This is a genomic window from Sulfurimonas autotrophica DSM 16294 (assembly GCF_000147355.1).
Taxonomy (GTDB): Bacteria; Campylobacterota; Campylobacteria; order Campylobacterales; family Sulfurimonadaceae; genus Sulfurimonas; species Sulfurimonas autotrophica.
The window spans coordinates 1251438-1275715 of sequence record NC_014506.1; the positions used below are offsets into that span (position 1 = coordinate 1251438).

Annotated in this window: 24 protein-coding genes; 17 read left to right on the forward strand and 7 right to left on the reverse strand. The window is 35.4% G+C overall.

Going from position 1 to position 24278, the window contains the following annotated elements; genetic code table 11:
- Window positions 1-28: 28 nt before the first annotated feature.
- The 6 genes from SAUT_RS06470 to SAUT_RS06495 are packed head-to-tail and all read left to right on the forward strand — an operon-like array spanning window position 29 to window position 8520.
- Window positions 29-1366, forward strand: a complete 1338-nt coding sequence (locus SAUT_RS06470) for a YcjX family GTP-binding protein (RefSeq protein ID WP_013327078.1) — start codon at window positions 29-31, stop codon at window positions 1364-1366.
- Window positions 1363-2406, forward strand: coding sequence for a TIGR01620 family protein (locus SAUT_RS06475; RefSeq protein ID WP_013327079.1), 1044 nt, complete (start codon window positions 1363-1365; stop codon window positions 2404-2406). The genes SAUT_RS06470 and SAUT_RS06475 overlap by 4 nt, the downstream gene beginning before the upstream one ends.
- Before the next feature lie 14 nt (window positions 2407-2420).
- The gene (locus tag SAUT_RS06480; RefSeq protein ID WP_013327080.1) at window positions 2421-5183 is read left to right on the forward strand and encodes a UPF0182 family membrane protein; all 2763 of its coding nucleotides are present in this window, start codon (window positions 2421-2423) and stop codon (window positions 5181-5183) included.
- A gap of 4 nt (window positions 5184-5187) precedes the next feature.
- Window positions 5188-5670, forward strand: a complete 483-nt coding sequence (locus SAUT_RS06485) for a DNA-deoxyinosine glycosylase (RefSeq protein ID WP_013327081.1) — start codon at window positions 5188-5190, stop codon at window positions 5668-5670.
- 46 nt (window positions 5671-5716) lie between these two features.
- Window positions 5717-7336, forward strand: coding sequence for a YcaO-like family protein (locus SAUT_RS06490; RefSeq protein WP_013327082.1), 1620 nt, complete (start codon window positions 5717-5719; stop codon window positions 7334-7336).
- Window positions 7321-8520: a class I SAM-dependent rRNA methyltransferase gene (locus SAUT_RS06495; RefSeq protein WP_013327083.1), complete on the forward strand. Its 1200-nt coding sequence runs from the start codon at window positions 7321-7323 to the stop codon at window positions 8518-8520. The genes SAUT_RS06490 and SAUT_RS06495 overlap by 16 nt, the downstream gene beginning before the upstream one ends.
- Here the strand turns inward: SAUT_RS06495 and SAUT_RS06500 are convergent.
- The gene (locus SAUT_RS06500; protein WP_013327084.1) at window positions 8484-8936 is read right to left on the reverse strand and encodes a rhodanese-like domain-containing protein; all 453 of its coding nucleotides are present in this window, start codon (window positions 8934-8936) and stop codon (window positions 8484-8486) included. The genes SAUT_RS06495 and SAUT_RS06500 overlap by 37 nt on opposite strands.
- 113 nt (window positions 8937-9049) lie before the next feature.
- On the opposite strand from SAUT_RS06500, the gene coaBC reads away from it, so the two are divergent.
- Genes coaBC through SAUT_RS06535 form a run of 8 tightly spaced genes read left to right on the forward strand, consistent with a single transcriptional unit; the run spans window position 9050 to window position 15055 of the window.
- Window positions 9050-10324 carry a bifunctional phosphopantothenoylcysteine decarboxylase/phosphopantothenate--cysteine ligase CoaBC gene (gene coaBC, locus SAUT_RS06505; RefSeq protein WP_013327085.1) on the forward strand — a complete coding sequence of 425 codons (1275 nt, stop codon included), beginning with the start codon at window positions 9050-9052 and terminating at the stop codon, window positions 10322-10324.
- A 3-nt stretch (window positions 10325-10327) separates the two neighbouring features.
- On the forward strand, window positions 10328-11005 hold the full coding sequence (locus SAUT_RS06510; protein ID WP_013327086.1) for a di-trans,poly-cis-decaprenylcistransferase: 678 nt from the start codon (window positions 10328-10330) through the stop codon (window positions 11003-11005).
- A complete protein-coding gene (locus SAUT_RS06515; protein ID WP_013327087.1) occupies window positions 11002-11820 on the forward strand; it encodes a prepilin peptidase in 819 nt (272 codons plus the stop codon). The genes SAUT_RS06510 and SAUT_RS06515 overlap by 4 nt, the downstream gene beginning before the upstream one ends.
- A complete protein-coding gene (locus tag SAUT_RS06520) occupies window positions 11820-12842 on the forward strand; it encodes an LptF/LptG family permease (RefSeq protein ID WP_013327088.1) in 1023 nt (340 codons plus the stop codon). Before SAUT_RS06515 ends, SAUT_RS06520 begins: the two co-directional genes overlap by 1 nt.
- A gap of 4 nt (window positions 12843-12846) precedes the next feature.
- Window positions 12847-13557 carry a tRNA pseudouridine(38-40) synthase TruA gene (truA, locus tag SAUT_RS06525; protein WP_013327089.1) on the forward strand — a complete coding sequence of 237 codons (711 nt, stop codon included), beginning with the start codon at window positions 12847-12849 and terminating at the stop codon, window positions 13555-13557.
- Entirely contained in the window at window positions 13551-13721 is a 171-nt protein-coding gene (locus SAUT_RS11655; protein WP_148218543.1) for a cytochrome P460 family protein, read from the forward strand. The genes truA and SAUT_RS11655 overlap by 7 nt, the downstream gene beginning before the upstream one ends.
- A 58-nt stretch (window positions 13722-13779) precedes the next feature.
- Window positions 13780-14253 carry an iron-sulfur cluster assembly scaffold protein gene (locus SAUT_RS06530; protein ID WP_013327090.1) on the forward strand — a complete coding sequence of 158 codons (474 nt, stop codon included), beginning with the start codon at window positions 13780-13782 and terminating at the stop codon, window positions 14251-14253.
- Window positions 14246-15055: a ferritin family protein gene (locus SAUT_RS06535; RefSeq protein ID WP_013327091.1), complete on the forward strand. Its 810-nt coding sequence runs from the start codon at window positions 14246-14248 to the stop codon at window positions 15053-15055. Before SAUT_RS06530 ends, SAUT_RS06535 begins: the two co-directional genes overlap by 8 nt.
- A gap of 3 nt (window positions 15056-15058) precedes the next feature.
- Here the strand turns inward: SAUT_RS06535 and SAUT_RS06540 are convergent, their stop codons facing one another.
- Window positions 15059-15805, reverse strand: a complete 747-nt coding sequence (locus SAUT_RS06540; protein WP_013327092.1) for an ElyC/SanA/YdcF family protein — start codon at window positions 15803-15805, stop codon at window positions 15059-15061.
- On the reverse strand, window positions 15802-16497 hold the full coding sequence (locus tag SAUT_RS06545) for an alpha/beta hydrolase (RefSeq protein WP_245534092.1): 696 nt from the start codon (window positions 16495-16497) through the stop codon (window positions 15802-15804). The genes SAUT_RS06540 and SAUT_RS06545 overlap by 4 nt, the downstream gene beginning before the upstream one ends.
- A gap of 128 nt (window positions 16498-16625) precedes the next feature.
- Here SAUT_RS06545 and SAUT_RS06550 point away from each other — a divergent pair, with 128 nt between their 5' ends.
- Window positions 16626-17360, forward strand: a complete 735-nt coding sequence (locus SAUT_RS06550; RefSeq protein ID WP_013327094.1) for a hypothetical protein — start codon at window positions 16626-16628, stop codon at window positions 17358-17360.
- Here SAUT_RS06550 and SAUT_RS06555 read toward each other — a convergent pair.
- Together SAUT_RS06555 and glyS are read right to left on the reverse strand one after the other, a co-directional pair.
- A complete protein-coding gene (locus SAUT_RS06555) occupies window positions 17357-18481 on the reverse strand; it encodes an NAD(P)/FAD-dependent oxidoreductase (protein WP_013327095.1) in 1125 nt (374 codons plus the stop codon). The genes SAUT_RS06550 and SAUT_RS06555 overlap by 4 nt on opposite strands.
- A complete protein-coding gene (gene glyS / locus SAUT_RS06560) occupies window positions 18482-20500 on the reverse strand; it encodes a glycine--tRNA ligase subunit beta (protein WP_013327096.1) in 2019 nt (672 codons plus the stop codon). It lies immediately after the preceding gene.
- Between the two features lie 86 nt (window positions 20501-20586).
- Here glyS and SAUT_RS06565 point away from each other — a divergent pair, with 86 nt between their 5' ends.
- Both SAUT_RS06565 and SAUT_RS06570 read left to right on the forward strand, forming a co-directional pair.
- Window positions 20587-21237 carry a hypothetical protein gene (locus SAUT_RS06565; protein WP_013327097.1) on the forward strand — a complete coding sequence of 217 codons (651 nt, stop codon included), beginning with the start codon at window positions 20587-20589 and terminating at the stop codon, window positions 21235-21237.
- A gap of 87 nt (window positions 21238-21324) precedes the next feature.
- On the forward strand, window positions 21325-21711 hold the full coding sequence (locus SAUT_RS06570; protein WP_013327098.1) for a class II SORL domain-containing protein: 387 nt from the start codon (window positions 21325-21327) through the stop codon (window positions 21709-21711).
- A 48-nt stretch (window positions 21712-21759) separates the two neighbouring features.
- Here the strand turns inward: SAUT_RS06570 and SAUT_RS06575 are convergent, their stop codons facing one another.
- Together SAUT_RS06575 and SAUT_RS06580 are read right to left on the reverse strand one after the other, a co-directional pair.
- Entirely contained in the window at window positions 21760-22695 is a 936-nt protein-coding gene (locus SAUT_RS06575; protein ID WP_013327099.1) for an HD-GYP domain-containing protein, read from the reverse strand.
- On the reverse strand, window positions 22692-24266 hold the full coding sequence (locus SAUT_RS06580; RefSeq protein WP_013327100.1) for an EAL domain-containing protein: 1575 nt from the start codon (window positions 24264-24266) through the stop codon (window positions 22692-22694). Before SAUT_RS06580 ends, SAUT_RS06575 begins: the two co-directional genes overlap by 4 nt.
- Window positions 24267-24278 lie beyond the last annotated feature (12 nt).

Consider the following 24278-nt stretch of genomic DNA (forward strand, 5'->3'; position numbering starts at 1 on the left):
ATATACTAGACAAATAAAGAGGTACTGTATGGCAACTGAAATTTTAAAAAATCTGCTTAATTTACCCAACATTTCATTAAGCTCAAACTCCGTTAAAATCGCCATCACAGGACTGAGCCGCTCGGGCAAAACCGTCTTCATCACTTCACTCATCGATCAGCTTTTATATCAAGATAAAATCCTCGGTGTCACAGCCTCTTATCCGCCTTTTAAGACAACTATCAAACCGCCTTTGGCAAATGCAAAACGATTTGACTACTACACTCTTATACATCAGCTCAAACAAGAACACAGATGGACAAAAGGAACAGATGAAATCACCCATACAGTTTTGGAGATAGAGACAAAAAGCCGCTTTGCATTTTTAGGCAACTCTACCTTTGAAATAGAGCTCATTGATTATCCAGGCGAATGGCTGCTTGATTTGGCATTACTCGAGATGAACTATAAAAAATGGTCACAAAAAACTATGCTCTGGCTTCACAGTGTAGATGATGACAAAGCAAGAGCATATCTAGCAACACTGGATTCGCTGACCGCCAAAATAAATACACAAGAAGTTGAGCTAAAATTACATAACAAGTATAAAGAACTTCTCATCCATCTCAAAAAAAATCACTACTCCCAACTCACACCGGGAAGATTCATCATGCCCTCTGATTTGGCAAATGACCCGATACTTGTTTTTGCTCCCTTGCCTCCAAACGCAGCAAAAGAGCTTTTTAAGAGTTATGAGAAACGCTACAACAGATATGTCAAAGAAATCGTCAAAGATATACAGCTTGAGCATTTCAAAGGTTTTGAGCGGCAAGTTGTGTTGGTGGATGTTCTTGAAGCTTTGCAAAACGGCTATGATTGTTACAGTGATATGAAAAACGGACTCAAAAGTATGCTCGCACTTTATGAGCACAAAAACAAAAACTTTTTGTCACAGTGGTTTAGCCCAAGTATCAAAAAAGTTCTCTTTTGTGCTACAAAAGCAGACCAGGTCGCAGCTTCACAGCACGCCAACTTCAGCGCACTTTTAGTAGATATGATAGACGACCTGCAAAAAGAACTCGACATCTCACATATCAAAACAAATACCCAGATAGTTGCCGCTTTAAAATCCACCGTAACAATAGAGAAGAAGTACGAAGGACAAACTCTCTCTTTTATCCGCGGTATTTTAGAAGAAGACGGCGAGATGCATGACCTTTACCCCGGCAAAATGCCCATACGCTTCCCAAGTAAAGCAGAATTTGACACAAGTAAATACGGCTATAAGAACTTTCTGCCACCTAAAAAGCCATACCGAGAAAATGAATCCCTTGCGCATATTAATATGGACAGAGTCATTAGAAAACTCATAGGAGATCTGTTATGAGTATCAAACCATTCAGCCAAAAAGTAAAAGAAAGCGCGTCACAACAACAAGAAACCCTGAAACCTTTTGTTGCTGAGCCTAAAGGCGGTGTAGAGATAGAAGAGCAAAGCTTAGAACTTTCCCAAACGCAACTCGAAGAAAAAAGAAACTTTCTTCAAAAAAGCATAAGATTTTTAGGCTCTCTAAGTGGCATCCTCGTTACGCTCATCACTTTTTTGTTTATCGCACTCACAGTAGATGCGCTGCAAAATCTAGAGTCACTCTACCAAAGTAAATCACTCTTAGATATGTTCTATCTCATCGGGCTCACACTTTTAACACTCTCACTCGGACTCTTTAGCTACAAAAACTACAAAGATATAAAAGCACTCAAAAATGCAAAAAAGATGCAGAATTTTTATGCCCTGCAAAAAGAAAATCCTAACAAACAAATCATCCCGATGACAAGAAAACTGCTTGATAGATATGCAAAAAATTACACGAATGAAAAAATCCTGACAAAGATAGAAGTCTTGCAAAACAGCATCAACAATTCATATGATTATTATGAGATATATGATGACCTTGACAAAGAGGTACTCAGCCTCATCGACACAAAAGCAAAAGAAAAAATCAAAAACGCTTCCATCCAAGCTGCCATTTCTACAGCCATCTCTCCTCTTGCCTTGCTTGATGCGATGATAATCATCTGGCGCAGTTTTTTACTCACAAAAGAGATAGCCGTTTTATATGGCTACAAACCAAGTGTCTACTCTACCGTAGTCCTGCTCAAACACGGTGCTTTCAATGTCTTCTTTGCAGGTGCAACAGAACTTGCACAAGAGTATGCAAACGAAACTATGCACAACTCACTTATAGCCAAAGCTTCCTCTTCCGCTTCACAGGGCATAGTAAATGGCGTACTGATGGCGCGTCTGGGTTACGGCGTACTAAAAGCCTGCCGCCCTCTCCCACTCAAAGCCAAAAGAGATAGTTTTATGGGCGCAATTTATAAGGCTTTAAAAAATACACTACTAGAAAACAAAAATGATGTTAATTAAAGGAAACTAAAATTATGAAAAACTTAAATAAACCAATTATTATTACGACTCTTACAATTTTTATTATTTACCTGTTTGGCTTGTTTTTTAATTATTATGGCGACTGGCTTTGGTTTAAGAACATGGGATATGATTCTGTATTTGATACTATTCTCCTAACTAAGATCTCATTATTTACTATATTCTTCTTTATTTTCATTGTCTTTTCAGGCATCAACATTTATTTTGCATATCATAGAGGAAGCCAAAGCAGAAATAACATTCCGCTTGCAGAGGATGACCCGAGACAACAAATTTTACGACTATTTCAGAGAAAAACAATTACTTGGTTCTGGGCTATTGTTATCTTCTTTTTTGCTATTTTTATGGGTTCTTACGGCTCTGCAGATTGGAATGAATTTTTAAAGTTTATCTATCCGTCTTCTTTTCATTTGAAAGAACCTATTTTTAAAAAAGATGCAGGATTTTATATTTTTACTCTTCCGGTGTATCAATTTGTTGTAAGTTGGTATCTTTTTATGGTTATAATTACTTCTATTTCTGTTTTATTCTCTTATTACATTGATAATGCATTTAATTATACTGCTAGAAAATTCAACATTGCCGCGAAGGCAAAAAACCATTTAATCCAACTGTCCGCCTTTTTTGCATTGGGCGTTTCTGCACACTATTTTATAAAGTTATATAATCTTTTATATTCTTCTAATGGTGTTGCGTATGGACCTTCTTATATGGACGTTCATGCACAGATTCCAGCTTATTGGACTATTCTTGTGATTAGTTTGATTATGACGCTACTTTTATTTTTTTATCCTTTTTATAAAAAAATAAAAATTATTGTTTCTGCCTTAGGAATATGGGTTTTAGTTTGGGTAGGATTTGTGTCGATCTATCCGGTAATGATTGAGAAATATATCGTAAAACCCAATGAGCTGACAAAAGAAACACCTTATATCTTAAATAATATAAAATTTACACGTGCAGCTTTCGGTTTAAATAAAATCAAGGTTAAACCTTTTTCTGTTGATCAGAATATTACTTATAAAGATATCTTGGAGAACCATAATACTATTAAAAATATTCGCTTATGGGACCGCAGACCTTTAATACAGACCTACAAACAATTGCAGGAGATTCGTTTGTATTATAATTTTAATAGTGTACTGGTTGACCGTTATCATTTTCATAAATACACCGAAGTTGTAATGGGAGCCAGAGAGTTACCTGAATCAGCAATTCCTGCACGGGCACAAACCTGGGTAAACAACCATTTGATTTATACCCACGGATATGGTGTTGTGATGAACCCTGTCAATGAAATCACTCCCAATGGAATGCCTAATTTTATTGTAAAAGACATTCCCCCTGTGACATCCGTTAACCTAAATATTAAGCAAATGGCTATCTATTACGGTGAAAAAACGAAGCAGTTCGTTTTGGTAAACACAAAAGCCAAAGAATTTGATTATCCTAAAGGGGATGACAATGTTTATGCCTCTTATGCAGGAAAAGGAGGAGTACAGATTTCTTCTCTTTTGAGGCGTCTGGTATATGCCTGGAAGTTTTCTGACATCAATATTCTTTTGACAGGTTATCTTACCGACCAAAGTCGTATTATGTTTTACCGAAATATTAGGCAACGTGTTGCAACGCTTGCTCCGTTTCTTTCTTTTGATACTCAGCCTTATCCGGTTGTTGGCAAAGATGGCAGCCTCTACTGGATACAAGATGCATACACCACAAGCAATATGTTCCCCTATTCGGAACCGCTCTATCAAAACCCGATGGAAAGAGGGATTAATTACATTAACAACTCCGTAAAAATTGTAATTAATGCTTATAACGGAGATGTTTCACTTTATGTTATTAACCCAAAAGATCCGCTTGTTCAAACGTATGAAAAAATATATCCTAAACTGTTCAAGCCTTTTAGTGACATGCCTCACTCTCTAAAAGAGCATATCCGCTATCCAACAGATCTGTTCAATATTCAAACTAAAATGTACAATGTATATCATATGACCGACCCAAAGGTATTTTACAATCAGGAAGATTACTGGGAAATTCCAGACGCAACATACAGTTACGGAAAAGAAAAAATGTTCCCTTATTATATTATTATGCGTTTACCGGATACAAAAAATGAAGAATTTATTTTAATGATACCGCTTACTCCTTCAAAAAAGGACAATATGAATGCATGGCTATGTGCTCGCTGTGATGCCCAAAATTATGGTCAACTAATTGTTTATACTCTGCCTAAAGACAAGCTTATTTACGGGCCGATGCAAATTCAAGCCAGAATCAATCAGCAGCCGGACATCTCCGCTGAACTGACTCTTTGGGGTCAGCAAGGTTCAAAGGTTATCAAAGGCAATCAGCTGGTTATTCCTATAAAAAATTCATTTATTTATGTAGAACCTGTGTACCTGCAGTCAGAAGAAGGTCAAATTCCCCAATTGAAAAGAGTTATTGTGGCATTTAAAGAAAAAGTGAAAATGAGAAAAACACTTGATGAAGCACTTAAAGCTGTATTTGGTGTTACTACTGATCAGATGATGAATCCCCAACAATCAACAGGCAAACATATAAGAGGAATAAATGTGCTTTCTATTGAAGCCCGCAAAGCTCTTAAACATTATAATAATGCTTTAAATTCCTTGCAAAAAAATGATTGGGCTAATTTTGGAAAAGAGTTACAGCAAATGCAATCAGTTTTATCGAAAATGACGCAGTCTGAAACTAAGTCAAGTACTAACCCAAGTGAAAAATATTAAGAATATGATACAACACCATACTATTGAACCCGTGATATTTCCTGATTCAAAAGTGCTTATTCTTGGTTCATTTCCGAGTATAAAATCTTTTGAAGAGGGTTTTTACTATGCGCATCCACGTAACCAATTCTGGCAAATTTTGAATCAGATTTTTGGTGAAAGTATACAAACCAAAGAAGATAAAATTGCACTATGCAAAAAATATCATATCGCCCTTTTTGACAGTGCTGCAAGCCTGCAGCGTGAAGCAAACAACTCCAGTGATACAAACCTTAAAAATATTGAAGTCAATGATTTTGAAAAGATTTTAAATGAATACCCAAACATCAAAACTATTTTATTTACAGGCAAAAAAGCGGAGCAGATTTTTAACAAAAAATACAAAGATTTAGATATTGAAAAGATTCTGCTTCCTTCAACCTCTCCCGCACATGCAAGTATGAAGTTTGAAGAAAAACTTACCAAATACAAAGAAGCTTTAACTTAAGCAAATTGGATATAATTGCAATAAATAACTCAGGGACAAATATTTAATGAATTTTCTATCTAAAGAGGCTCCGCTTCAACAGTCTATATCTGCCATGAAAGCCGTTTTATCTGATGTAGGGTGCGAAACAGTTTTTCAAGAACAAAAAAATCCTCTCTCACACTGCTACTCAGTGAATCTCAGCTCAAAAGAAGCCCCGAGACATATTTACTCTAACGGCAAAGGCGTGCTCAGTGATGCTTCCATGGCAAGTGCTTTAGGTGAATACATTGAACGTTTACAGACAAATAACTTTTTTATAGATTTTCATCTGCCAAATAAAAAATATTATCCTGATGAAGCTGCATTGGATTTTCACGAAGAATATCTCAGTGATGAACTGATGTCCGTTTACAACTCTGAAGGCAATTTGTCACCTGAAGACTTAGTAGACTTTAATAGCGACTATGAGGACAAAATTGTTGCTCTGCCTTTCATCAAGCAATCCACTCAGGAGCGTGTTCCTATTCCGCTAAATATTTTGAGCAATCTCTACGTGAGTAATGGTTTGGCAACGGGGAATACACCACTTGAGGCAAGAGTGCAGGCATTAAGTGAAATATTTGAGAGATATGCGAAAATTGCCATCATAAAAAACGGGTATGCTCTGCCAAAATTCCCTGATGCAGTCGTAAAAAGTTTCCCAAAAGTGTATGAAGATGTACAGGCGTTGCAAAAACTCGGCTACAAAATAGAGGTACTTGATGCTTCTCTTGGCGGAGAGTTTCCAGTGACTGCCATCTCGCTTATAAATCCAGAAAATGCAACCCTATTTGTTTCTTTTGGTGCACACCCTATTTTAGAAGTTGCACTTGAGAGAACTATGACGGAGCTTATGCAGGGACGCTCGTTAGAGAATCTTGACAATTTTGAAGTGCCTACATTTGATATGAGTCTTGTTGCGGACAGCTTTAACCTTGAGTCGCACTTTGTAGATTCAAACGGCAAACTCGGACTTCCTTTTTTAAGTGCCAAAAAAAGTTTTGAGTATACACCTGTTAGTTATGCAGGCAACGCAATACAAGATGAATACAACTATCTCACAGACATTCTCAAAAAAATGGACAAAGAATTTTATGTCAGAGAGTATGATTATTTGGGCTTTTACTCATGCCAAATCATTGTACCGGGTGTTTCGGAGGTTTACCCCATCGATGATTTGATTTATAACAACAAAAACAACGGAAAACTCATCCGTGATATGGTTTTAAACTTTACAAAATATGACCCGCAGGAAATTATGCTAAATATTGAATCTTTAGAAGATTCACTCAATGTTGAAAAGTACATCGGCGTAATTTTTGAGCAAAATTTCACTATGGCTGAGTTTAAAGCACAAATTCTTTTGCGTTTAGGCGAGTATGATGAAGCGCTTGAACTGTTAGAGTACGGTACAAACCAACTTGGTCATCTTGTTGTAGAGCTGGCTAGACTCAAAGAGATGGAGCTTGATTTTGAAGATTATGAAGAGGCTTTATATGATGTTTTTACAAAAGAGCAGGTAGATAAAGCACTTGGTATACTAGAGGGAGAAGAATTTTTGATAGACACGACATTGCATCAAGACTATAAAAATATGCTTACCCTCTATGACAAACTTGAGAGACAAAAATGCAAAATGAAATAGATCTCACACTCAAATCCGACTTTATAGAGCAGATAAAAAACGGCTACCCTCTTATATCTAAAGAATGCGTTGAAGATTGGAGTACAATAACACAAGAAGGTTCCATACTCAGGCTAATTGACAAGAAAAAAAACTTTATTGCCAAAGGCTATTACGGTCTTCAAAACAAAGGCCAAAGCTGGGTACTTTCACGCAAAGCAGATGAAGCAATAGACACAGATTTTTTCAAACATAAAATAAAAGCCGCCCTAGCCTACAGAAAAGATTTTTTTGCTAACGAGCAAACAACTGCCTTTAGAGTTTTAAACGGCGAAGGTGACGGAATCGGCGGCTTGAGTATTGATTATTTTGAAGGGTATTATCTTTTTACCTGGTACAGCATAGGAATATATGAGCTAAAAGAGATGATACTTGAAGCTTTTAAACAAAGTGTCGATTTTAAAGGCATCTATCAAAAAAAGCGTTTTGATACAAAAGGCAGATATCTTGATGATAACAATGACTTTGTTTGCGGCAAAGAAGCACCACGGCCTTTACATGTAAAGGAAAATGGTGCCAAATTTGCAATTTATTTGGATGATGGAGCGATGGTCGGGGTATTTTTAGACCAAAGAGATGTAAGAAAAGCCATTCGTGACAAATATGCGAAAGACAAAACCGTGCTCAACACCTTTTCATACACCGGTGCATTTTCTGTATTTGCAGCCCTTGGCGGTGCAAAAAGTACAACAAGTGTAGATTTGGCAAAAAGAAGCCTGCCTAAAACAAAAGAACAATTCAGCATTAACAATATTGACTTAGAAAAACAAAATATCGTTGTTGAAGATGTCTTTTTATACTTCAAGTATGCCGTGAGAAAAAAACTTCTTTTTGATATGGTTGTCGTGGATCCACCAAGTTTTGCACGTTCAAAAAAACATACATTCAGTGCAAGCAAAGACTATGTAAAACTCCTCAAAGAAGTCATACAAATAACAAATAGCGGCGGCATTATCGTCGCTTCCACCAATGCTGCTAACTTTAGTATGATGACTTTTCGAGGCTTTATAGACAAAGCTTTTAAAGAGTTAAAAATAAAATACAAAGTGCAAGAGAGTTACTCTCTGCCAAAAGATTTTCGCGTGGCAGAGAAGTTTAAAGAAAGCGACTACTTAAAAGTGGTGTTTGTACAAAGAGTAAAATAACCAAGATAGTTTTTAATCTCTTTACCTGCATTTACCCAGCTCTCTATTCCGCCTTCAAGGTTTACAACATTACTAAAACCTAAATCTTTTAATGTTTTAGCAGCCATTAGCCCTCTGGCACCCTTAAGGCAATAGCAAACTATTTGATGATCACTCAAATTAACGAGCTTGTCATCAACGGCAAATTCAATTTTACCTCTTGGAATAGTAAAAATAGACTTAGCGGGTATGACACCACTGGCAAATTCATCGGCTTCTCTGACATCAATCAAAACCATATTTTCCAAGTCAATATCTTCAACTTTTATCTGTTTTATTTCCTCTTTGGCTTTTGTGAGCAACTCCTTTAAGTGCCCCTTTATTAGGCCGATATCACACCTTTTATAGTACTCTTTCATCTGTTCATTATGATTCATAATATCCCCCTTTTTTTATAGTATACAACTCCATAGCTTAATGAATAAATAAGGCTTCTTTATTATTTCTAAGTATATTTGGATAAAATACAAGAAAAAATAAAGATTTTTCAATGAATATACCAAATGATTTAATAAAAGATAAAAAAATCCTCCTTGCAGTGACAGGTTCTATTGCTATATATAAAACACTTGAACTCGTTAGAAACTTCGTTAAAGCAGGAGCAGAAGTAAAAGTCGTGATGAGCCAAAGTGCAAAAAAATTCATAGCTCCGCTTACATTTGAAACACTCACTTCCAATCAAGTTCTTGATGATACGAATGAATCTTGGGCAAATGAACATAATCATATTCAAACAACAGAATGGGCAGATATTATGGTCATTGCGCCTGCGACTGCAAATACAATTGCAAAACTTGCCAATGCCATTGCTGATAACATGCTATTGCAGTGTGCTCTTGCATTTAGCGGTATGAAAATTTTAGCTCCTTCAGCAAATACAAATATGCTTGAAAATCCCATAACACAGGCAAATCTGAAGATGCTTGGAATTTCAAACTATACTATTTTAGAGACTCAGACAAAAGAACTTGCCTGTAAAACAGTCGGTGACGGTGCTATGGCTGAGCCATTAGACATTTTTTATCAAACTTGCCGTGAGCTGCTCAAAGAAGAGTTTTGGGAGCATAGACGCGTTATAGTTACGGGCGGTGGTACTATTGAGAAGATAGATGAAGTGCGTTATATTTCAAATTTTTCAAGTGGAAAAATGGCATCTGCACTAGCAACTGCACTTTACTTAAAAGGTGCGGATGTAAACCTCATTGCGACAAAATTTGACAGTGATTTACCTGTAAATATGCATAAAATAGAAGTCGAAGATTCAGAGGAAATGCTTGAGTATCTGGTAGATTCTATACGCATTGCAAAAAAAGGCAAGCTCTCAAAACCTACACTTGTTCGAGATGAACATATACATGTAATCCAAAAGAAACCTTATCTCTTTATGGCGGCAGCTGTGAGTGACTATGTTCCTGAATTTCCACAAGATTCCAAGCTCAAAAAAGAGAATTTAGGTGAAAAATGGGAATTGGGCCTTAAAAAGAATATAGATATATTAAGTTCTATTGATAAAGAAGGTATAACAGTCATAGGTTTTAAAGCTGAAATAGACAAAGACAAAGCAAAAGAAAATGCCAAAGAAATGCTTCAGAAAAAAGGGCTTGACGGAGTTTGTTTAAATATTTTAGACAATGCGCAAAGCTTTGGCAGTGATGACAATGAAATCGAATTTATTACAGCACACAAAGATGTCCTCTTGCCTAGAGATGATAAACTGAGTGTTTCATTTGAAATAGTAAAAAATGCAAAAGAACTTCAAGAGTAGATGATGAACAAAGCCAAACATATTGCTATTATCATGGATGGCAACGGCCGCTGGGCAGAACTGCAAGGCAAAAAACGAGTCAAAGGGCATGAGGCAGGTGCAAAAGTGGTCAAAGAAATCACAACCTACTGCTCAAATGATGAAGATATAGAGCGCTTGACACTCTATGCATTTTCAACAGAAAACTGGAAAAGACCGCGTCTTGAAGTTGAATTTTTGATGAAACTTTTAGAAAAGTACCTCAAAGACGAGCTTCTTTCATACTTACAAAATAATGTCAAATTTGAAGCTATCGGCGATATACGGGCCTTTTCAAAATCATTGCAAAAGACGATACAAATGGTTGAAGAAAAAACTGCCCACTGTGACGGTCTTGTTCAAAGTCTCGCGCTTAACTATGGCTCACAAGATGAAATTCTTCGTGCGGTCAATTCTTTAAAAAAGCATGATGAAAACATCACAGTAGAAATGCTTAATAATGCACTTGATTGCAAACAAGACGTGGATTTATTGATTCGCACAGGAGGAGACAAAAGACTCTCCAACTTTCTGCTATGGCAGTCAGCATATGCAGAACTTTTTTTTACAGACACGCTCTGGCCTGACTTTACATGTAAAGAGCTTGAAAAAATCATACATAAATTTACAAAAGTCGAAAGACGATTTGGCGGTCTCAAATGATGGAACTTGGCATAGCTTTTATTATAGGTTTACTTTTTGGTTCATTTTTAAATGTTGTTATTCTTCGTATACCAAAAGGTGAGAGTGTTGTTTTTGATGCTTCACACTGCACATCTTGTGGTAAAAAGCTAAAGCCATGGCACAATATTCCTCTGCTTTCATGGCTTCTCTTACGAGGCAAGTGCGCTTACTGTAAAAGTAGTATTTCTATGCAGTACCCTCTTGTTGAACTGCTCTCAGGATTTATTTTTGTCGTCATAGCCAATAAATTCGGTTTAGAGTTTCCGGCATTTTTTATAGCACTAAGTTTTTTAATGCTTTTAGCCCTTTCGGTTATAGATTTTAGATATAAAATGATACCCGACTCACTCAACCTTTTGGCAATTTTCTTCGCTATTATGGGTGCATGGAGCATAAATGGAGTCATTATAAATCTTGAAAATGCTTTGCTCTTTGCAGGTGGTTTTACACTTCTGCGTTTTGCACTTTCATATTACCTAACATCTTCGGTCTATAAAGCCGGATTAAAAACAAAAACATCTTGGAACAAACACTATGACAGAACGCCTTTTATAGAAGCTATGGGAGAAGGTGACATTATGGTTGCGGCTACAATGGGTGCACTTCTTGGTGTAAAACTTGGTCTTTTTGCCATTTTTCTCTCAGCACTCTTAGCGCTTCCTGTTATGCTGTTCGTTTTAAATAAATCAAAAGAGGAACAGCGTGTTCCTTTTGTTCCCTTTTTAGCTCTTGCTACATTTATAGTCTATATTTATGACTCCCAAATCCTAAGTTTTATACAGGCCAACTACTAATGCAAAGATTACAAAAATATATACTCAATAACTTTTCTGCCCTTTTTATGTCTATCTTTTTACCGCTGTTTGTTATAGCATCGGTCATATTTTTGATTAAACTTTCCACCTACACTGCTGTAATTCAACTCAGTATTTGGGAAATGGGGAAACTCTACCTTTTTGTTTTACCTGAGATTCTTTTTTATACCCTGCCAATTACCTTTTTTATTGCGGCTACGCTCTCATTATTTAAGCTCTCAAATGACAACGAAATCATTGTTATTTTTGCATTGGGCATTGAGCCGGGCTTTATTGTAAAAACTTTTTTCAAACCGGCATTTATTTTAAGTCTGCTTTTAGCCTTTGACTTTTTGGTTGTTTCTCCTCATACAACAGTTTTATCAAAAAACTTTCTCTCTTATAAAAAAAGTGAAGCAAAGTTCAACCTTGCGGCCAGTGAGTTTGGAAACAGTTTTGGCGACTGGCTTTTATATATCGGGGAAAAAGATAAAGATGGTACTTTCTCAAAAGTATTTTTATTTAACAAAAAACAAGAAAATGAAGAGATACTTATAGCTGCTAAAAGAGCAACAGTCATCAACGACGCAGGTATTTTACGCCTGAAACTTATGGACGGTGAGGGTTACAGTTACTCTACAAATAAGTTTTCTCAAGTCAATTTTAAAGCAATGCTTATAAATGATACACTCAAAGCGGATCTGACAACTTATAAACAACCTCTGCAATATTGGCTCTCAAAAGAGAATGCAGGCAGAAAGAAGCATGTTCTTATTAAAGACACCCTCTTAAGTCTTTTTCCTATGATAACACTTTTTTTAATTGCGAGCATCGGCATAGTCCAGGTCAGACATCAAAAGTCTAAAGTCTATTTATACCTCTTTTTAACTATAGTTTTATACTATGGAATGACTATTGGTTTAGAAAAAATGTTTCAATACTATACTATTTTAGTTGTCACTCTTTCATGGCTTATCGCTACCTATATTTTCTATAGAAAAACCATTGTAAACAAGTTTTAAACAGATGAGAGTAGCACTACATTTAGCTTATAACGGCACACATTTCTTTGGTTCGCAAACACAAAAAGAGACATCAAAAACGGTTCTTGGCGAGCTTGAAAATGTTTTAAAAAAACTCGGTATTGAGCAAAAAGTAATCGCAAGCGGACGAACAGACAAAGGAGTGCATGCGACAATGCAAGTCTGCCATATCGACCTGCCTCCATATTGGGAAGATACACAAAAACTCAAAAGAGTCCTCAATGAAATGCTCAATGACGCTTTACATGTAAAGAGAATCAGACCGGTAAGTGATGATTTTCATGCAAGATACAGCGCCAAAAAAAGGACCTATCGCTACATCATAAAAACGACGCAAAGCAATCCCTTTGAAAAAGATTTTGTGACTTTTTTAAAGGATATAAATTTTGAAAACATACAAGAGAATATAGCTCTTTTTGTCGGTAAACATGATTTTAAACAGTTTATGAAGACAGGCAGTGAGGTAAAATCTACAACAAGAATCATCTATAAAGCCTTTGCATACAAATATAAAGATTATGTTGTATTAAATTTTCAGGCAAACGGATTTTTACGAAGTCAAATAAGATTAATGGTCGGTGCACTTTTATCGCTCAATGCACAACAAATACAAGAACAACTCAACTGCAGTAACAACTACAAAATAAAACCGGCCCCAGCCAACGGACTTTATCTCTCAACAATTACATATTAACTCCTCAAAACAATGACTGGTGGTACGGAGCATATGATAAAACAGGAACGACCGTCTGGTTTGAGGGGAAAATAAAATCATGTATCAAGTGCCATCAAATAGCAAAAAAAACTGATTATCTTTTTACTGAAAGTGTAATGGAAGAGATTGACTTTCAAGAGTAAATTTATGCTTTTTTCGTTACACTTATCTATATTATAAATATTTTAAAAGAGAGTAATTATGTTTGAAAATGTAAAAATGCCTGAAGGGCTCAATCCTGAAGTATTAGAGCATTTAATGAATCCACAAAATTATGGAAAATTAGATGATGCAGACGGTGTCGGTGTTGCTTTGGATGAAAAAACAAAAGAGTATGTCATCTTTTATACAAAACTTGACGGCGACATTATAAAAGATGTCAAATTTGCAACAAACGGTTGTCAAGACACAGTAGTTATCGGCTCAATGTTTACACAAATGATAAAAGGTAATGACACAGAGTATGCAAATACCGCTGTAGAAAAAATGCATGATAAACTGGGGCAACTCTCGCCGCAACAGCAGATTTGCGCAGACATTGTATTTACGGCTTTTTTAGCATCACTTAAAAATTATGAAAATAGACAAAACGGCGAAGATGAAGAGTTACATGTATTTAAAATGAAAGAAAGTTGTGAATCAACTGCAATGCCAAAGGATGAAGAAAATGAATAAGACATATCAAGAAAAACATGAACTGTGGCTCTCTATACTTTTTGCATCATTTGCAGTAAATAATGAAGAAATTAAATCTCGGTTATATGATTTTTCTCAAATTGCATTTCGTCACATGAAGTGGCTGGGTCAAGAAGCATTGGAAAATGGTGAAGATTATAACTATGACAGAGATATGGTTTTGTTCAAACGTAACACAGTTTTTGAAATCATTGAAGCACTCCAAGAAGAAATCAAAGCAATACAAAAGTTTTACCCTGAAAATATTTTAGGAGAGCGTATCAAAACTGATGACGCCTACCTTTTGGAATATCTCTCTCAAGTTTTAAAAGATAGTGCAAATAATAAAGAAGTGACTGCCTTTAATATGCAAAGAAAATGGGACGATAAAAATCTTGCACAAGAACAGATTGATGCACTCACACTTTTTTTATTTGAAGAATCATACAAAGAGTATGAACTTATTTTAATCTATGCCTATATGCAGGCCAGAACAAAAGATGTACTCCATTTCAACGTTTTTCAAGATCTTGTTGACGAATCACACTTTCACCTTAAATCATTTGGCAATATGATGGCAAAACTCGGCATTTTGGCTCTTCCGAGAGAACTCCATACCATGACCTATGTCGTCAAAGATTTAAACCAATTTGTCAAAGACGGTATAGCAGAAGAAGAAGCAGCAAAAGTAATGTGCAAAGAACTCAGTGATGCTATTAAAGATGAAGAGCTTTCAAAATTCTTTGATTTTATTAATTATCAGGAAAGCTATCATATAGAACTTATGAAAAAACTTTTATAAGTTCTATGATTTTAGTTTCGCCCAGAGTATTCCTAAATACTCATGTATAGCAATACTGGATATAAAAAAACAACCTGGATCTGGTGCTCGTAAATATCCTCTGAATTCACTTTTATAATAATTTGTCGGCGCAGGGATAGGATGCATACCTAAAGATGTAAAAAGCATCATAGCACGCGGCATATGTGTTGCAGATGTCACCAGTATAAATGACTCATTGCCCACAAGAGTTTTCGTAAACAGTGCTTCTTCTTTTGTATCGGTCGGCTTGCCGTTAATTATCATATCTTCATATTTTATACCAAGGGCATTGGCAAGCTTAGCATTCATTACTGCATTTGGGGTATCTGTTTTTCCTTCATATCCTGTAAAAATTATTTTAGAACCAGGCATTCTTTTATGAATGATGACACCTTCTAGTACCCTTTTTGTTCCTCCGCTACTGATTTGTGAAGAAATAGGCTGAGATTTATCTGTATTGTGTCCGTTCCCAAGAACATGAATGTACTTTACATTCTGTGTATAATCAAATTTCGGATACTGATTTTCTAAATTTTGCACCAAAAAATTTGTAAAAGGCGGGTAGGAAAATAACAGCAGTAAAAACAACCCTAAAGAAAGCATTATTTTAGCAGCGCGAACTCTCTTTACATGTAACAAAAAAAGTCCAATTGCAAACAAGGTCACAACCAAACCCAAAGGCTCTACAAAGAATGTAACAAATTTTTTCAGTAAAAATCCCAAACTCATGTTATAACCTCATTAATTTTATTTATGACACGCGGATCCCAAAACAGTTCTGTGTGTGAAAGTCCATTAAACTCTTCATAATGAACTAAATTTTTTATATGTTTTTTTAAATTTCTGGCATTTTGCAGTGGAATAAGTTCATCATCTCGGCTTACAAACAAATATGTTTTTGCTTCTACACTTTCCATATAATGAATTGTTTTAAATTTATAATGTAAAAGTTTTGCCATATAAGATATTTTGGCATATTTATATCGTAAGAGCTGTCCTATAGAATCAAAGGCACCTATTAAAAAGAGAGTTGATACTTTATGTTTTGAAGCAACGAAAGCTGCAACACTAGAACCTAAAGAATAACCTAAAAGATAAAAATCACCATAATTTTTCTGCACCAGCCGGGCAATTTTAAGGCCATCTTGTAAAATATTTTTCTCATTTGCGACACCACCGCTTTTGCCGTAACCTCGGTAGTTAAATGTCACTATTCGTGATTTTGGATAGACTTGAGAAAGTCTGTTTAAAAGTGCTACGCCGTCATGACTCCGACCGACAAACATAAGCAGAGTACTTTTTGGGTTTGCAGGCTCATAGATTGCGCCTTCAAGTTCTATACCATCATCAGTTTTTACCCCAAGCATAGAACAATTTTGGCATAAACGTCTCTCTTTAATATACGTAGGTCTAAAAATCATAAAATACTGCCATTGATAAAAAGCAAAAATTAGAATTAAAAAAGTGAAAATTAAAAAAGCTATATAAATCATAGTAAGAATTGTAGTATAATTCCAATAATAATGATAGACTTCAAACAGGATAATGAATGCAAGTATTTGGAAAATTTTCTACAAACTTTGATATGGACTACTTGGTTGAGCAGTACATGTACATAAATGAGAGCGAAGATGAAAAAATCACCGTTGATGATTTAGAGAATATGCTCAAAAAAAAACGTAAACATGTAGCAGGAACCGTTTTTTTATACAACCCAGAAGTCAGCCCTGTCGGCCATAAAATGAGCCGTTTTTTACAAGAAGACGGATTTGACAGATATGATAAGTTTGTTCCTTTGAATGAAAGCCCAAAAGATTACGTTCTCAATGCAGGTTTTAAAGAACACTACAAAGGCAAATTAGTAGAAATCAGATATATTTTTAATTATAACAGAGAAAATATTGAGCCGACGCCTATTTTGGAAGAGTTTGATGCTGACCTGGACAAGATCTCATCAACACAGCTTACACGTTATGACAAACAGTTAAATTATATAGATATTCCAAACATCAGACTCAGCGGTAAGTTTGTATTTTTTGGCATGGGAAATAAATATGACAGACACCACAAAGCCATCATAGCTTACGTAAGAGCGCTCTCTGAACATGTCAACAAACTCGATAAAAACGTAGTATTTATGTATGACAACAATTATGACCCGGATGAATGTATAGAAAGGGCATACTACCTTTCACCTTTTGCCGGTGGAAAAGCCAGAGAAATCCGCGCAAATGCCGTAAAAGAGATTTTTAAAACAGTCCCTCCACAAAGAGTGAAAATCTAACTATTTTTTTTAGCCCAGCGAGCAAAAAATCTTGCCGGGCTGATTCTCTCACTTATTTTTTTACCATGTAAAATATGTTCTGTCAGTATTTTTGCCAGATATGGTGCTAAAACAAAACCATATCCGCCGCTTCCGTTTATCATATAAAGATTCGGATAATAAACATACTCTGAGTAATCCGGCTTCTTTACATGTAAAGAAGCCTTACATGTAAGCACCGTTTCTTGAGACAGTACCAACGAACCGACCATCGGCAGATAATCAAATGAACCTGAACGCAGTCCTGTATAATCTTTTATGACTTCTATATTTTCAAGATTCATCGTTCGTGCAGCTTTCTCTAACAACTCTGCTCTGCCCTGCTCTACATCATAACTCTCTTGATTTTTTTCGGGATGATAATGCACATTATGCGTAGCACCTATAGCAAGCTCGCCTTTATTGTTTGAAGGTGAAATAGAAACATATTGATGAACAGAACAAGGGTTTTGTGTTGTTGTTTTAATATCTATACGATGTCCCCAAACACCGCGGAGTTTAATATAGGGCTCTTTTACAACCATATCATAAGCACCTGTCGCTAAAACAACATTCTTTGCACTGTAGGTTTCATTCATTACCCAAAAATCATCATTAAATATAAGCGTATCCACTTTCTCTTTTACAAGTTTTGCACCGCAGGACATATCATTGCAAACACGTTGCGCATCTACGACACCCGCGTTGAGACAAACATTTTCTCTTTTTTTTGCCTCTGCACTCAATTGTTGCTGTAAATCAGCCGGAATATTTTGCAAATTGAGCTGTGTATTTTGTTTATAAATGCGCAAAGCCTCATCATCTGCTTCATCTTTGGCTAAATGAACAAGTTGTGCTTTTTTAAAGTTTAGAGGGAAATTTTTATCATAAAAATCATAAGAGTAGATAAATGCATCATGGAGCATCTCTTTGAGCTCACCTGCTTTTGAAAATTTTGGAGATATAAAGGCACCCGCGGCACCGCTTCCGCCGCTTGCGATGCCCTCTTTATCAAAGAGAATAACACTTTTACCTTCTTTTATAAATTCATATGCCACGCTGCAGCCGTTTATACCGGCTCCAATTATGGCTATATCATACATTTATATACTTACTTCTTTAATATCGGCAATGTTGAGTATGCTCTTATATATAGAAGCGACTAATGCCTTACGGTTGTTTTTGATTTTGTCATCTTCTGCATTGACCATAACACTATCAAAAAACAAATCAAGTTCAGGTTTGAGTCCAAGAAGCGCATCAAGCTCTTCTTCATAACTCTCATATGTTTTTGAAGTCACTTCTTTATATCTTTTATAGAGTGTTTTTTCTGCTTCTTCTTCAAAAAGACTCTCATCTACATTCAGGTCACCATTGAGATCGATGTCTTTTGTAATGTTTGCTACACGCTTAAATGTAGATGACACTTCATCAAAGCCTTCAGAATTTACAAGAGTATTGAGTGCTGCTATTTTACGGCCAAGTGCAAGAAGTTCTCTTTCATCTGATGCTAAAACAGCTTCAATAATAGACGGATTCACTTTATAGTATCTTCTGATACGTTCTAATATAAAGTTTTCAAGTTTTTCCAAATCAATTGCATCATAATTTTTAGAGAGTTCTTTAAGCGTTTTCACGATGTCAAATTCAAAACCGTACTCATTCACTATGCGGATAATGCCGTTGACTGCACGACGCAGGGCAAATGGGTCACGTGAACCTGTCGGTATTTCATTGACACTAAACAGCCCGAGTAATGTGTCAAGTTTTATACTCATAGCGACGATTGCACTTAAAGGAGTAGAAGGTAGTTCACTCTCTTCGCCCTCTGGAAGATACTGCTCTTTTATAGCAAGTGCTACGGCATCATTTTCTCCTGCTTCTTTTGCATAGTAGTATCCCATAAGCCCTTGAAGTTCTGTAAATTCATATACCATTTCACTCATCAAGTCAGCTTTTGCAAGTTCTATGGCTCTGTTTAAATCTTCTTTTTTAGCATCAGGCTGATACATATCATATAAAGCATCGGCAATTTTTTCTTCACGCTCAATTTTATCTGCAACACTTCCAAGACCTTTAAAGAAAGCAACTTTTTCAAGTCCTTTGGTACTCAGTCCATTTTTTAAGTCATTGTCATAAAAGAAAAGTCCATCAGCTAAACGAGGACGAAGCACTCTTTCATTTCCTGCTATAACTTCAGAAAAATCATCACTCAACGCGTTGGAAACAACTACAAATTTGTTCACAAGTTGTCCATCTTTAAATACAGGAAAATAACGCTGATGCTCTTTCATTGATGTGATAATAACCTCAGGAGGCAGTCGTAAAAATGCTTCATCAAACGAGCCAAGCAGTGCTGTAGGATTTTCAGTAATAGCAACAACTTCTGCAAAAAGGTCATCATCTATCTCAACATTGACACTATTGTCTTTTTCTATGGCCTTAATGTCACCGAGTATTTTTTCTTCTCTTTCTTGTTGAAAAAGTGTCACACCGCCATTTTTAAGTGTTTCAAAATAATCTTTTGCACCTGTGATTTCTACAGGATTAAAGTTTGCTATGCGATGCACACGGGTAATTTTTGAAGAATCTACCCCGTACATATACATAGGTACAAGCGTATCATCCAGTTGCACATTTACCCATCTGATAGGACGAATAAAACTCTCATGCAGACTGCCCCAGCGCATAGATTTGCCAAAGTCAAGTGACTTTAGCCAACTGTATATAATCTCAGGAAGTAATTCTGCTGAGGGTTTTCCTGCAACATCTTTTTTATAGTAAAGTACCTCTTTACCGCCTTTGTTCGCCGTGCTGAGTTCCTCTAAACTAACGCCGCATTTACGTGCAAAACCTTCAGCCGCTTTGGTCGGAGTACCATCTTTATATGCGACTGCCAAAGGTGCGCCAAAAAACTCTTCTGCACTGTCATCTTGACCTGTTTTAAACTCTCTGTGCCACATTACCAAACGGCGGGGCGTATAATAAAATTCAAATTCACTCAAAAGAGAGTACTTTTCTAAAATATCGGCATACTTTCTTTCAATATTTTTCATCTCTTTTAAAAGAGGAACTGCCGGAAGTTCTTCAACACCGATTTCAATTAGTAATGGTTTTAACATATTTAGACTCTTTATGTATTAATTAACGCGATTTTATCTGTTTGTTGGTTAAAATCTTGTTAAAATTAGACATAAAAAGGATGATAATGAAAAAAATACTACTTTCACTTATACTTGGTTTTTCACTCTATGCGTCTGTTGTGCACGAGGCTAAAGTACTTGAAACTCTTAATAGCGGCGGGTATACCTACATAAAAGTCAAAGAAGGTACAAGCAGCTATTGGATTGCTATGACACAAATAGCTCTAAAAGTAGGTCAAACAATTCAATACAGTGAACAGGGATGGATGAAAAACTTTCATTCAAAGACACTCAACCGTACCTTTGAGAATATTTTATTTGCTGCTGACGTCTCAGTTCAAACACAGGCACAAAAGCTCCTAAGTGTCAAACCTGACATTATGCACTCGAAGTATCAGAGAAAAGGAACACTCACTATTGCACGGCTTTTTAAAAATCGTGATGCATATGCGACAAAACAGGTAACGGTAAGAGGAAAAGTAACAAAAGTTTCACAAGCTATTATGGGACTAAACTGGGTACATGTAGAAGATTCAAGCAGGTTTTCAAATATGGATGACTTAGTATTTACGACGAAAAAAACACCACCGCATGTTGGAGATATCGTAAATGCGACAGGAATTGTTGTAAAAGACAAAGATTTCGGTTATGGATATTTTTATCCGCTTATTATTCAAAACGCAAATTTTAGTAAACAATTTTTAAATAAATCTTAAACAAGAGAAATATACTCTTGTTTATGATAATACTAAAAGTTTTTATACTACAATACCGCTAAATAAAATAAACACAAGGAATTTAATATGCCAAAGATTAACAAATATGTTGACATTGACACAGTAGAAAGAGAAGCAAAAAAAGATCTTATTGATCGTCACTCACCATTCATCACAGTACCAGGTGTAGCTAAAAAAGGCGAAATGCTTGCAGTAAACGTGAAAATGGGTCAAGAATATACTCACCCGGATGATTTTGATCACTATATCGAATCTATCACTCTTTATGATGGTGACACTAAATTAGCAACAGCTACTTTTGTACCGGGAACTCTTGGTAATGAAAAATCTCATGCTGAAGTAACATTCAACATCAGACCAATGAAGAAAAAACTTAACCTTGTAGCACACGGTTACTGTACTAAACATGGCATCTGGGAATCAACTCCTGAAATCGTAGAAGTTACTGAGTAATTAAACTCCTCTGATATTATAGAGCTCTTTTGCTCTATAATACCTCTTCTACTTAAACATTTCAATCATATTATTTAAAATTTTACCATCTAACTGTTTTCCCATTTTTGTTTTCATAAGCAATAAGGCTTCAAAGGCACCCATCGGTTCTCTATAACTTTTTTTACTCGTCAGAGCATCAAAAACATCACAAACAGCTATAATTCTTGCTACATAAGGAATGTTTTCACCTCTCAATCCTGAAGGGTATCCCGAACCGTCCATTTTCTCTTGATGATATCTAATACCAAATAAAACTTCTTTATTTTTAATTCCAAGTTTCATGCCTATGGTATATCCTAACATTGGATATTTTTTTATTTCTTCAAACTCTTCATCAGTAAGTTTACCCTCTTTATTAACTATTTCAGGATTAATTTTACTTTTTCCTATGTCATGCAGCAATGCTGCTTCACCTAATGCCTTCAATCTCGGTTTATTCAACTTAAGGTGAGAACCAAGACTCAGCGCATAGATGGAAACATTGATAGAATGTGTCATTATAGAATATTCATGCTCTGCAATATTAATTATTGAATCAATGTCAAAATCATCATCTGAAACTGTGTCTGCCAGTTCGTTAACCACATTTTTTGATGCTTTATATGTCTCAACTGCATCAGGATTGGCAAAGAGTGTTGCAAGAATTACGGAAGCTTTTTTATATACACTTGTTGCTTTTTGCTCAAAACTAATATATTTTTTTTTCTCATGCTTTACAATACTATTATAATACTTCAAATAATGTGCCCGGTGATGTTCATTTATATATAATGCTTCAATCGAAGAGAGTTTATCCATATCACTTTTAATTATTGGCGTATTTGCACTTTTAAAAAGATGCATTTTATTTTCTGTTTCGGAGGCTACAAAGAGTGGAAACTCATACGCTTCATTCTCTTTGATTATACTTTTATCTATAGCTATATAAGTCGTTTTCTTCAAGTACATGTTCCAGATTCTAATTTCAAAGATGGTTCATCAATGTAAAACCCTTGCGAGTAATCTATACCCAACTCACATACTTTATCCATTACAACGCTTGAATGAACATACTCTGCTATAGTTTTAATACCCAGTTTTTTTGCAAACTGAACTATCGTATCAACAACAACTTCTGAAGCTTCATCTATATCTATATTTTCTATAAGTGAGCCGTCTATTTTTATATAATCGGCATTGATTTTCGTTATATATGAAAAGTTCGAATATCCGCTTCCAAAATCATCTATCGCAATTTTTGCACCATACCTGACAACTTCACTGATAAACCTGTCTACTCTTTTAAAATCCTGTACCGCTTCTGATTCTAAAAGCTCAAATGTAACTCTTGATGCAGCCCTGGAGTTTTTCAGTTTATCCAATATAAAATTAAATATTTCACTGCTCATAATATCTTCAATAGAGAGGTTAATACTAAACTCAAACTCATTCTCTTCAAAGGCAGCAAAAGATTTATTTACTATTGTTTTGGTCACATCATTATAAATTTTAATATTTTTTGCAATAGGAATAAATAAAAGAGGAGAAAGAATTTTTTCATTTACATCTATAAGTCTTGCCAGGCACTCATATTTTGTAATTTGTTTCGTTTTATTATCAAGAATTGCTTGAAAATAGGGAACAATTCTATCATTTTGCACCGCTTCTCTGACAACATAAGAGAGCTGTAAATTTCGATGATATTCATCTTCAAAATGCATTTTATCTTCATATATCCAATAAGGTACGCCTTTTTTCTTTGCATGCATCAAAGCCATAGAAACTTTAGAAAAAATATTATTATTTATTCTGTCTGATGAAGATGCCAGAGTAAAATCAACAAATATTTGAGTTTCTTGATAGGCAACTTTTATATTTTTTATTTTGTCATATAATTCGGCTAAATAAGCTTTTAGATGATAAAAACCAAGGTTGTCATCTATGATAATAGCATACTCTGCACCTGACAAACGATAAACCTGATGAGGAACAAGTACTTCTTTTAAATACTTGCCAACATACTCTAAAACATAATCCCCAACCACAAAACCATAAAAATTATTAATTGTCTGAAAGTTATCAATTTTTAAAAGAATCAATCCACACTCTTCACAATTTTCCAAGTCTTTTCGAAGTTGGTATAAGTTTGGAAGATTTGTCAAATGGTCCGTAAAATAACGTTTAAAAAGTTCTGTCCTATACTCTTGTATATTAGATTTTTTATTTGAATGATCTACATACAACTCTTTTAAAACTTCATCACTTATATGTTCTACATCGTCTGTATCTATAGTAAAAACTATTACGGAAGTTTTTTGTTTATCATCATGTTTTAGAAGCACTATTTTTGTATCAGGAACTACTTTATTAATTTCTCGCACAAGGCTTTGTACCAGTACAGTATTGTGTATATATGAGACCACATGAATCAATACTTTATTTTTCACCAACAGCTCAATTTCATTCATTATACTCGGAACTTCAGCGGATGAGCTTAGTGTAAAATTATTAATCTTTAAGGTATCGCTTTTCATACAATCTTTGCC